Here is an 857-nt window from a genome sequence, read left to right as displayed (position 1 = left end):
GGACAGCCCTTCTCAAGACTCCTACGCGCACAGCGGATAGGGACCGAACTGTCTCACGACGTTCTAAACCCAGCTCGCGTACCGCTTTAATGGGCGAACAGCCCAACCCTTGGGACCGACTCCAGCCCCAGGATGCGACGAGCCGACATCGAGGTGCCAAACCATCCCGTCGATATGGACTCTTGGGGAAGATCAGCCTGTTATCCCCGGGGTACCTTTTATCCGTTGAGCGACGGCGCTTCCACAAGCCACCGCCGGATCACTAGTCCCGACTTTCGTCCCTGCTCGACCCGTCGGTCTCACAGTCAAGCTCCCTTGTGCACTTACACTCAACACCTGATTGCCAACCAGGCTGAGGGAACCTTTGGGCGCCTCCGTTACTCTTTAGGAGGCAACCGCCCCAGTTAAACTACCCATCAGACACTGTCCCTGATCCGGATCACGGACCCAGGTTAGACATCCAGCACGACCAGACTGGTATTTCAACGACGACTCCACAAACACTGGCGTGCCTGCTTCACAGTCTCCCAGCTATCCTACACAAGCCGAACCGAACACCAATATCAAACTGTAGTAAAGGTCCCGGGGTCTTTCCGTCCTGCTGCGCGAAACGAGCATCTTTACTCGTAGTGCAATTTCACCGGGCCTATGGTTGAGACAGTCGAGAAGTCGTTACGCCATTCGTGCAGGTCGGAACTTACCCGACAAGGAATTTCGCTACCTTAGGATGGTTATAGTTACCACCGCCGTTTACTGGCGCTTAAGTTCTCAGCTTCGCCACCCCGAAGAGTGACTAACCGGTCCCCTTAACGTTCCAGCACCGGGCAGGCGTCAGTCCGTATACATCGCCTTACGGC

Annotated in this window: 1 rRNA gene; it reads right to left on the bottom strand. The window is 56.0% G+C overall.

Features of this window, described 5'->3' with window-relative positions:
- Positions 1 to 857: ribosomal RNA gene (locus ABEB07_RS38670) — 23S ribosomal RNA — on the bottom strand; the annotation flags it as partial.

This window comes from Streptomyces similanensis (assembly GCF_039543625.1).
Classification (GTDB): Bacteria; Actinomycetota; Actinomycetes; order Streptomycetales; family Streptomycetaceae; genus Streptomyces; species Streptomyces similanensis.
The sequence above is the reverse complement of the archived record's forward strand: the minus strand, read 5'-3'. Positions and strand labels throughout refer to the sequence as shown.